This window comes from Oceanospirillum sp. (genome assembly GCF_982874595.1).
Map to the genome: position 1 here is coordinate 1 of NZ_CEYNZH010000079.1, position 10,610 is coordinate 10,610.

General features: G+C 48.0%; 9 protein-coding genes. 5 read left to right on the top strand and 4 right to left on the bottom strand.

Going from position 1 to position 10,610, the window contains the following annotated elements; all coding sequences use genetic code 11:
* From AC4GL5_RS17755 to AC4GL5_RS17770, 4 genes are all read left to right on the top strand, one after another.
* Nucleotides 1-1,176, top strand: a 1,176-nt coding sequence (locus AC4GL5_RS17755; RefSeq protein ID WP_490384140.1) for a sigma-54-dependent transcriptional regulator, incomplete at its 5' end; no start/stop codon positions are given.
* Nucleotides 1,177-1,214: 38 nt separating this feature from the next.
* Nucleotides 1,215-3,317: a sensor histidine kinase gene (locus AC4GL5_RS17760; RefSeq protein WP_490384141.1), complete on the top strand. Its 2,103-nt coding sequence runs from the start codon at nt 1,215-1,217 to the stop codon at nt 3,315-3,317.
* 206 nt (nt 3,318-3,523) lie between these two features.
* Nucleotides 3,524-4,261, top strand: a complete 738-nt coding sequence (locus tag AC4GL5_RS17765; RefSeq protein ID WP_490384142.1) for an AzlC family ABC transporter permease — start codon at nt 3,524-3,526, stop codon at nt 4,259-4,261.
* The gene (locus AC4GL5_RS17770) at nt 4,261-4,548 is read left to right on the top strand and encodes a branched-chain amino acid transporter permease (protein WP_490384143.1); all 288 of its coding nucleotides are present in this window, start codon (nt 4,261-4,263) and stop codon (nt 4,546-4,548) included. The genes AC4GL5_RS17765 and AC4GL5_RS17770 overlap by 1 nt, the downstream gene beginning before the upstream one ends.
* Nucleotides 4,549-5,121: 573 nt before the next feature.
* Here the strand turns inward: AC4GL5_RS17770 and AC4GL5_RS17775 are convergent.
* Entirely contained in the window at nt 5,122-6,795 is a 1,674-nt protein-coding gene (locus AC4GL5_RS17775) for a 2-isopropylmalate synthase (RefSeq protein WP_490384144.1), read from the bottom strand.
* Between the two features lie 100 nt (nt 6,796-6,895).
* On the opposite strand from AC4GL5_RS17775, the gene AC4GL5_RS17780 reads away from it, so the two are divergent.
* On the top strand, nt 6,896-7,699 hold the full coding sequence (locus AC4GL5_RS17780) for an AraC family transcriptional regulator (RefSeq protein WP_490384145.1): 804 nt from the start codon (nt 6,896-6,898) through the stop codon (nt 7,697-7,699).
* Between the two features lie 77 nt (nt 7,700-7,776).
* On the opposite strand, the gene AC4GL5_RS17785 is transcribed toward AC4GL5_RS17780, so the two are convergent.
* The 3 genes from AC4GL5_RS17785 to AC4GL5_RS17795 form a co-directional block, all read right to left on the bottom strand.
* On the bottom strand, nt 7,777-8,409 hold the full coding sequence (locus AC4GL5_RS17785; protein WP_490384146.1) for a hypothetical protein: 633 nt from the start codon (nt 8,407-8,409) through the stop codon (nt 7,777-7,779).
* Between the two features lie 196 nt (nt 8,410-8,605).
* Nucleotides 8,606-9,436 (bottom strand): hypothetical protein, encoded by an 831-nt coding sequence (locus AC4GL5_RS17790; RefSeq protein WP_490384147.1) that lies wholly within the window; start codon nt 9,434-9,436, stop codon nt 8,606-8,608.
* Between the two features lie 649 nt (nt 9,437-10,085).
* The gene (locus AC4GL5_RS17795) at nt 10,086-10,517 is read right to left on the bottom strand and encodes a GNAT family N-acetyltransferase (protein ID WP_490384148.1); all 432 of its coding nucleotides are present in this window, start codon (nt 10,515-10,517) and stop codon (nt 10,086-10,088) included.
* Between the last annotated feature and the right edge of the window lie 93 nt (nt 10,518-10,610).

Consider the following 10,610-nt stretch of genomic DNA (forward strand, 5'->3'; position numbering starts at 1 on the left):
CACGAAGCGATCTCCGATGAAGAGCGCCGCAGCGACATCATCTTTATGACCGCCTACGCGGATCTGGAAACCGCCATTGAAGCCCTGCGCGCCGGGGCCAGTGACTTTATTCTTAAGCCGTTTCGTCTGGAACAGATGATGGCCGCCATTGACCGTTGCGTCGAGCGCCGCCTGATGGCCCGAGAAAACTTTGTCCTGAAGCGCGAACTGAATACCGTATTCAGCTCCGGCAACGCCATGCTGGGCGAAAGTCAGGTGATCCGCGATGTGGACAGCATTATTCGCCGTGTCGCACCAACACCATCTGCAGTACTGATCGAAGGGGAATCCGGAACCGGTAAAGAATTGGCCGCCCGCGCCCTGCACGAAAACAGCGGCCGAACCGGAGCCTTTGTCCCGGTAAACTGTGGTGCCATCGCCGCTGATATTCTGGAAAGCGAGCTGTTTGGACACACCAAAGGCGCGTTCACCGGTGCCCAGAAAGCCCGGGAAGGCCTGTTTACCTTCGCCAGCGGCGGTACGCTTTTCCTTGATGAGATTGGCGAAATGCCACTGGCCATGCAGGCTAAACTGTTGCGTGTTCTTGAGCTTAAAGCAGTAAGGCCGGTGGGTGGTGAACAGGAGATCAGCGTTGATGTCCGTATCGTTGCCGCCACCAACCGTAATCTGGAAGAGGAAGTGAAAGAGGGCCGTTTCCGCGAGGATCTGTACTACCGCCTTAACGTACTGACCCTGACGCTGCCACCCCTGAGAGACCGGCCGGAAGATATTCCGACACTGGTGCACAGCTTCTCCCGTAAACTGTCCAAAGAACTGGGACTGCCTCCTGTACCCCTGACCCATGAAGATATGGCTGTGATCGCAGGTTACAGCTGGCCAGGCAATATCCGCGAACTGAAGAATTTTGTAGAGCGTTGTATCCTTTTGGGACGCCTACCCATCGAGAGTTTTGCCAAGGGGGACAGTCTGACCCAGAGCCAAGAAAACCATCCGTCTGAAGGGCGTGGTTATCCCTCCAGCTGGCCGGTGGATGAAGTGGAAAAACACCATATATTACAGGTGCTCAGCGAGTTCCAGGGCAATAAATCCGCCGCGGCCCGCCAGTTGGGTATTTCCCGAAAAACGCTGGATCGAAAATTGCAGGCGTGGGATGACATTCAGGGTACCGAATCCTGATGACCTTCATACAGCGACAGGCGAAGCGACCCTGGTTCATGCGTTCATCGATCCGAATTAAAATTTTAGGGCTAAGCATAGCGCCTCTGATTCTGACTCTGGCTACCCTGATCGGCATGACCAGCTACTGGGTCACATCCTACTCCACTGATCTGCTCGACCGTAAAGTCCGGGCCGATCTCTCTGTCGCAGAAGGCATGCTCAATATTCTCCAGCAGCAGGATCTGAGTAATCTGAAACAACTCAGCCTGAGTCAGCCGCTTCGGGAGAGTGTTCAACGTCAGCAACCAGCGCGTATCAGCCAACAGCTGTACAATTTCAAAATGCTGCACCAGCTGGATTTTGTGCGCATTATCCCGGCCTCGAAGCTTAGCGAACGCGTCCTGAAAGAACCCAGCCTTGGCCAGATCGCCTCTCAGGTTCTGGCGGGTAATGCAAACGCAGGGCTGCAGCTTCTTGGACCGGAAGAGCTTACCTTTATCGATCCCCAACTGATCGAACAGGTGCGTATCAAGCTGCTGAATACCCCGATGGCCGGACCTACCGACCGCCACTTTGAAACCCGGGGCATGTTTATCCGCGCTCTGCACCCAATCACCAGTGATCAGGGAAAGCTGATTGGCCTGCTCGATAGTGGTCGCTTACTAAACCGGAATAACAAGTTTGTCGATGCTATTCGGGATATGGCCTACCGTCCGGGAACGCTGCCCGAAGGCGGTTTAGGCACCGTCACACTGTTTCTGGATGATGTGCGCATCAGCACTAACGTACCCAATAAAGCATTACCCTCTCCATCCGGAATGGAGCAACAGGAAATCCCGGCATCACGTGCCGTGGGAACCCGTGTCTCCAAAGAGGTGTATCAGAAGGTACTCACTAAGGGTGAAAGCTGGGTAGATCGCGCCTTCGTGGTTAATGACTGGTATATCTCTGCCTATAACCCAGTGGAAGATCTGGCGGGCAAACGCATCGGCATGCTCTATACCGGATTTCTGGAGCAGCCCTATAAAGAGATCCACAATCAGACACTGCTCAATCTGATTCTGGCCTTTGTCGCCGTCGCCTTTATTTCGGTTTTCCTCGTACTGCGCAGCACCGGGCTGATTACACACCCGATACGTCGAATTCATAGTGTGGTACAGGCGGTAAAAGTCGGTAAACGCCAACGCATCGGCATGATGGATACACAGGATGAGTTCAGCGAGCTGGCAGAACAGTTCGATACCATGCTCGACCTGCTGGAAGAGCGTAACCGACAAATTCAGCAGGCTGCCGAGGTGCTGGAACACAAGGTCCAGTCCCGCACTCAGTCCCTGCAGGATAAAACCCGGGAGTTGGAAGAACATATCCGCCTGCTGCAGGCTACCCGCGCCCAACTGATCACCAAAGAGAAACTGGCGGCACTGGGTGAGCTGACTGCCGGTATCGCCCATGAGATCAACAACCCCGCTGCCGTAATTCTGGGCAATATGGATCTGCTGCAGGTCTCTCTGGGTGAAAATGCCGCTGAGGTTGAAGAAGAGATCGAGCTGATCGTACATCAGGTCTACCGGATTCGGGCGCTGGTGAACAACCTGCTGCAGTACAGCCGTCCCGGTGAGTACACCCAGTCGATGTCACCTCTGAATATCAATCAGGTCGTGGAAGACACCCTGCTACTGGTACGCCACACCCTTGAAAAGCAAAACCTTGAGGTGAAACTCAGCCTGCACGCCAAAAGCTCTGCCGAAGCGAATGTGCAGCAGCTACAGCAGGTGTTCGTCAATCTGGTGATGAATGCGGCCAACGCGTCACAAAGTTATAAGACGATCCATATCCGCAGCCATGACTGGTATGAAGATCACGAACTGAAAGGCGTTGTGGTTGAGGTGGAAGATTCCGGTATGGGGATCGCAGATGAGATTCTTCCCCATATCTTTGATCCTTTCTTTACCACCCGGGATAACGGCACCGGCCTAGGGCTTTCGGTCAGTTACGGCATTATCCGCCGCTACGGTGGTGATATCCGCGTACACAGCGTGCAGGGTAGCGGCAGTACCTTCAGCGTCTATCTGCTGCAGAAAGCCCGCTACAATGACAGCGACCATGCCACCGCAGAGCAGCTGCTGGCAACTCTGTCTGAGGCACAGAGAAAGCGCTGATCCCGCGCTTTCTTCGCCCTCCCCTCCACGATCCACTCACTCCCACACTCCCCCCAACTCACGCAATCACTCTAAACTTTGGTCTAGCCAGACCTTAATTCATCGTGAATCATTTGGTTTTTCCAAAAAAGACTTCTAATATAGCCGATCGCGCTGGTTCACCCTTTTTATTCAGGCTATTCACCGCCCCATTTAAGAAAGTCATTATGTCTTCAGAAGAATCAACACAGATCAGCCACTCGGCAAACCGCTTTATCTTTCAGGCATCGCTGCCGGTGATGTTTGGTTATATTCCGCTGGGTATGGCCTTTGGCGTACTGTTCAGCGATCTGGGCTACCACTGGATTTTTGCCACCCTGATGGGGGTCTTTATCTTCGCCGGAGCCGGACAGTTTCTGGCGGTAGGTCTGCTGGCGAACAGCGCAGGGCTTATGGAGATGTTTATTACCATCTTCCTGCTCAATTCCCGACACATGTTCTACGGCATCTCGCTGGTGGGCAAAATTCCCAACAAGGGCTTAAAGCGGGTGTATCAGATCTTCGGCCTGACCGATGAAACCTACTCCCTGCTGACCTCGACCCGCCTGCCTAAGTGGGTTGATCCGGCAGAGTTTCAGTTTAAAGTCACCCTGTTTAACCAGATCTACTGGGTGATCGGCTGTACGCTGGGTGCCTGGCTGGGCGGCCAGATCACCTTCTCAACCGCAGGTATCGAGTTTGTACTGCCCGCGCTCTTTATGGTGCTGACCCTAGAGCAGTACAAAAACCTGCAAAAGCCCGCGCCTTTTGTACTGGCGCTGGCCACTGGCATTCTGACCCTGCTGTTTATCAGCCGTGATCAGATGCTGTTGATCTCTATTTTGCTCAGCATGAGCGTTCTGTTAATGATTCACGCAGGTAAACGATGGAATCCGCGAGCTATCTCCTCACAGTCATCGCAGTAATGACCGCCGCCACCTTTCTGACACGGGTGCTGCCTTTTGTGCTGCTTTATAAGGTTGCGGATCATCATATTCTGGTGTTTCTGGGGAAATACCTGCCACCGGTGATGATGGTTCTTTTGGTGGTGTACACCTTTAAGAATGAAGATCTGGCCAGTACAGGCTTTCTGCCGGAACTGGGATGCTTAACGCTGACAGCAGCGCTGCACCTGCTGTTTAAGCATCCACTAGTGAGCATTCTGGGGGGAACCGGCGCTTATATGGCACTGGTGCAGATGGGGGTTAGCTGAGGCTATGGAGCAAAAGCTATGTCGATAGCCAATATGATCTACGAGCTTTTCGGAGGCCAGCCAACAAACCAGGCATCTTGTGAGTAGCGACTCCAGGCAAGTTCAAACCCACTACTTGTAATATGCCACTCAGTCCAACCCGTTAAGTGGAAGCCCTTTAGGGTATAAGACACGCCCCCTTCTTCATTTACACTACTTATTGCCTCTAATATTTCTTCGTCAATAGGTGCTTTTGGATACTGATGCTCTTCGAATGCTTGAGTTTCATCATTGTAAACAGATGCAATACTCTTAGTCACACCATGAAAAGTCAGGATACAGTTGTCTATACACTTAGCTACAGAATGAGGATTATCAACGTGCTCAGGCAGGATATTCGCAAATTCTAAATAAAGACAAATGCATCCGTTCTCAATATCAATTTTTTACACTGGGCTATCGTGGAAATTCAAATTGTGAAATTGACAGTTCGTTTTGTATCTCATACAAATTTCTAACGACTTGTTATAAAGCATAGTGCACAAATGTACAGTCCCCCCTCTCTTGAGGGGGCGAGTCACAAACAGTTTTATTTTATTTACATTGAAAACTACTTATTCTTGCTAATGCACTTAAAACAGCAAAGATAGACGCTGTAGTGCTATTAGTATGGATACCCACGCCAAAATACGAGCCTGATAAGCCAGAGGCAGATAGTTCGATTAACGCAACCGCTTCGGCATCATTACCTTGTCCTAGATTTCGCTCTTCATACGACAATACAGTTGCTTGCTGTGCCAGCGCATCCAGTGTTGCTGCGATAGGGCCATTACCTCTCCCTTTTACTTGCCGATGCTTTCCTTGAGTGGACTTTAAATCCAACACAACTTCTTGTCCTGATGATGTCTCAAAAAGGGAGTGTCGCTGATAGCCGTATACTCCTGAAGCATGCTCTGGCTGCAAGTAAGTACAGGTAAACAACTCCCAAAGTTGTTGGCTCGATAGTTCTGTTTCGGCACTATCCGCCTGTTTTTGGACGATTGAGCTGAATTCTACCTGCATGCGACGTGGCATCTTTATGCCGTAATCCTGCTCCAACAAAAAAGCGATACCGCCTTTGCCCGATTGACTGTTAACACGTACAACGCCATCGTAAGTACGCCCTAAGTCTTTAGGATCAATCGGCAAGTAAGGAATACGCCACGGCGCACCGACTTGTTGTCGCTTAAAGCCTTTAGCTATGGCATCTTGGTGCGAGCCAGAAAACGCAGTGAATACCAAATCACCTGCATAAGGATGACGGGGGTGCAAAGCAATTGCCGTGCATTCTTCCACCGTTAATGCCAAACCTAAAATATCTGAAAAGTTCAAGCCAGGGGAAATACCTTGGGTGTACATATTCAAAGCAATAGTAACCAAATCCAAGTTGCCGCTACGTTCACCATTGCCAAACAAGCAACCCTCTACTCGATCAGCACCAGCTAATAAAGCCTGCTCAGCACAAGCGACTCCTGTGCCACGATCGTTATGCGGATGCACAGATAAAATCACTTGCTGGCGGCGTTGCAAATGACGATGCATCCACTCAATTTGATCCGCAAATACATTTGGTGTGCTGACCTCAACAGTGGCAGGCAAGTTAATAATCATGGTTTGAGTATCGTCTTCTTCTAGCCACTCATCCATCGCCGCATGGCACATCCGTAAAGACACCTCTAACTCAGCCATGCAAAATGTTTCTGGTGAATACTGCAACACCCATTCGGTTTCTGGAAAATCAGCAACACGTCTTTTTAAATAGCGAACATGCTCACGAACCAACTGCTCAACCTGTTCTACCGTCAACCCAAAAACAATCTCACGCCAAGCTGGTGCTACTGCATTATATAAATGCAGGATTACACGTCGTGCGCCACGCATGCTTTCCAGAGTACGATCAATAAGGTCATGCCGTAACTGCGTCATCACCATAGGGGTGATATTTTCTGGAATGAGGTCTTGCTCAATTAACTGGCGACAAAATTTAAAATCGATTTGCGAGCCTGCTGGAAAGCCTACCTCTATTTCTTGAAATCCAACCTGCACCAAGGTCTTAAATAATCGGTGCTTTCTATTCAGATTCATTGGCTCAAATAACGCTTGGTTACCATCTCTTAAATCGGTAGATAACCAGATCGGCGCTTTAGTAATCGTCTGATCAGGCCATTGACGATCTACTAACTGAACAGAGGTCTGTGGAATATATTTACGACTTGGATCAAGCAACATGGACAAACTCCCTAACAATAAAAATTCATTAGCATGCTAGGTGTTCATTAGCTGTTCTGATATCTATAATAGAGCTATTTCTGTAGAGAAAAAGACATTTATGAGCAAGTCAGCAGCAGATATACTCAAGCTCAGCCAGTTTGAACAATCCGAACTGCCGCTTCACGCCATAGCTGTAGATTATTCAAAAGGGCATGTTATCGCCCCTCACAAACATAGCTACAGCGCGCAACTGATGTATGCCATTTCCGGCACATTGCTAATTGAAACCTGTGCTGGTCGCTGGTTAGTACCTCCTAATCGAGCAGTTTGGCTGGCTGCTGGTGAAGAGCATTGTGTGATTATGCGTAGTCATACCCAAGTCCGCAGCCTATTAGTCAAAGCAGACGCAGCTAATTCAACACTGCCTGACAGTAGTTTTGTTATTAACGTCACGCCATTACTCAAAGAGCTGATACTGGCGGCCACTTTGCTGCCCATTGACTACGCAGCAGATAGGCATGCAAAATTATTAGTGAGCTTATTATTGGAAGAATTAAAACACCATCACGCTGTTAACCTATTACTGCCTTGGCCGAAAGAAGCGCGTTATCACAACGTTTGCGAATATCTCACACACAATTTAACCGACGTGCGCTCAATCGCTGAATGGGCAAGCGAACTGCATATTTCCGCTAAAACCTTTGAGCGACAATTTTTGCAATTAACAGGTATTTCCTTTGGCAAATGGCGGCAACAAGCACGTTTGCTATACTCTCTGGAAGCGCTTACCGAAGGGCTGCCAATCACTGAGATTGCCTTAAGTCACGGCTACAACAGCCACAGTGCTTACAGCGCTGCCTTTAAGACATTTTTTGGACAAAGCCCATCTGATTTTATGAAAGATAACGGACAAACACACTGATTTGATAAATGAAATCTCATACCTTGTAACGTTGCCAGCATAGGTCCAGCTTCGCTGCGTCCTGCTGACTGGCTTTGTTATAGCTTTAATTCCATCAGCATTTCACGGTATTCATTCAAATGCTCACCATTGAAATTATCCATACCTGGCTTCGTCAAAATACCTTTAGACCCACTAATGTGACTCTTGATCGTTTTTTTAGGCCGTTCATGCCAAGATATGTTGAAAGCTGCAAGCTTAGGAAAAAAGTACATTGACGAGTACTCTGGGATGTTATCGTGAATCCACCAAGCCAGCGCCTGCCAATTACCCGTACTTTCGTAATAAGAGATAAATCGATTAACGACTATGCAAGCTGTTGCACCCATGAAGCCATCTTCATCTAGGTAATCCCAAATGTGACCCGCATAGTTGGCTTCATTTCTAGCGCAATTGTACTGGTTTCTATTTTCGGCTCCTTTAGCATTCACTGAAGGTGATCGGTAAGCAGACCGAATACTAATACGCCCAAATTTTTCCTGAATCGGCTCGAGTACGTTTTCACATAATCTCTTTCCTACTTCTATGGCCAAGTCAGGATTCTCAGGAATATTGGGTATACCTTCAATTTCTGATATTTCTGAGTGCAGAAAGTCGCGCATGAAAAAAGAGTCCGATAATCGAACCCGCCCAAGCTCTTCGAGTGCTTTTACAGTTTTAGGTGATTTCATTTGATACTCCGAGAGCGATAACGAAGCAGTAGAAAAACCTCTGCCTCAAAAATTGATCATTTTTCGTACTAAAAATGCTGCTTCTACGTGAATATGTAGCAGTTTTCATCGCCAAATACTCTTAAATCAACGCAGGGGCGCGATAAATTCTCAAAACCAAAACCCGTTAGGTTTTTCTACAGCCCGAATGCCGCATTCACCGGCTTGTCCGGTGCAATGCTTTGTTAGCCTTTCTCAATGTTTCGTCATCGCGAATTGATGTTATTCCCTTACTAAAATCTACCGCATGATCCATAGCCTCTTTTGCTAGATCAGCACCCGTCGCTATACTCTTTAAATGATTAGATATCCGGAACTGTAGGAAATTAAGAAGAGTTTGCACAGACCATTTCTGTTCCCGAAACTGTGAATATTCCTCTTCTGGTAGCCCTGCACTCAGTATCCTTACAACACCATCATCATCCCTCCAATCGTAATCTGGAATCTTCCCAGTACTGCACTGGTTCAAGTAAAAGCAGAGTCGAGCTACAGTCGCAGTGTAAGTACCAAACAATTGGTACGTTCTATCATCCATAAAGGGCCTTAAGATATCTAGATCCTTTGGTAGTATGTCACTAATAACATCTAGATCAGTATTTTTCCCAAAGCTGGAAAATTTCGGATTTCTAAAGAATTCTTCGTACTCTTTGTAAACAAGGATATCTAGCCATATTATTTCGGATGGAGTCTTCTCACGGAACTCAATAAAACTCCTCCATACGTCAGCAATTCCCTGAACCCGCTTCTCAGCGAATACTTTCTTGCTTTCAAAGTACGTAGCGTTAGTTAACGACAAGGAGCTATGTAGACTCTGGTTTGCAGATTTCAGCAACTCTAGCTCTTGAGAATACTCAGACCTATCTTTTTCTAAAATTCTATTCGCCCATACTTTTCCAAGCCATGAGCTTAAACCCAAAATAACTATAGCAGTACCACCTACAGCCCCTAAGGCTGCCGTCACTACTTGAAAGGTGTCTGCCCAAGTCATAGGGCCTCCTAAAGGCTAACATTTTCTGTTCTGAATGCTTCCCTGCTAAACGCGCCTGCGCGTTATCACAATTAAACATTGCCTGCGCTCTTATAAAAAAATGGCAGGCACGATTTCCATAATTCATTGATTTTGCAGCTTATCCATTTCTCGCACTCTGGTAAACCGCGCATTAAGTCGGACAAAGCAAGCATCATTTTGAGCAAAGCCCGAAATATACTGTATAAATCATCAAAAAATCAGGTAAAGCGATACACTGAATGCTGATTGAGATAGGCATTACAAACACGGATCATCATATTTTGGTGTTTCTGGGGAAATGCCTGAAGCCGGTGCGATGGCTCTGTTGGTGGTGTACACTTTTAAGATAGAGCTAAAGCGATGAAGATGGCATCTGTGATCAACTTGTGCCCGCGCCCAGAGGGGGAGCCTTCTCAAACCTCTCTTCCAGACCAGATAAGAGCCTGACTCTTGTCGTTACAGGCGGAGCTAATGAACGCTTTTTTTGAACAGAACAAAAAGCTCTCGCCAAATCTTACTCATCGGGAAGTAGACTCTTAATGCTACCAGCACGGGCGGCTTTGTCGTGAAGGCGAAGCTGCATTGTAAAGGGCGTCGGGCAGCCACCGGCTGTAAATAAATAGCCTGGTTAGGAAAGCTCCCGCTCCATATAGTGCATCCCGCCTTCAGTTTTGCAAATCCGGAATCCTAAACGTTCATATAGAGCCACGGCTGGGTTTGTAGAGAAAACACGAAGTCGAAGCGATTGAAAGCCTGCTTTCTGGGCGACAGCAATAGCAAAATTGATTGCCTGAGCCCCCAGTCCCTTACGCTGCCAATTCGGGACAATTTGAAGGTCGCGAATGTAATAGGCGCTACTATCATGACTCAATCGCAAGGTACCGATCGCACGCTCATATATCGTTATCTCGTAGTTCTCAAACGCTTTCCAGTTCTCATCGAATAGCGCATGGTCCCAGCGAATCCCGAGTTCTTTGTAGTACGGCTCCATGTTTCGAAGAGTCAGCTGCTCAACAAAACTCTTGTTTTTAGCTTGCCGGAATGAGGGCTTAGCGGCCAATTCTGAGTGCAACACCTAATCCAATATAGGATAAGGTGTTGTTATGACTTACAAAGAACTCAACATAGAGGAGCGCGCCACTATCCAAGTTGG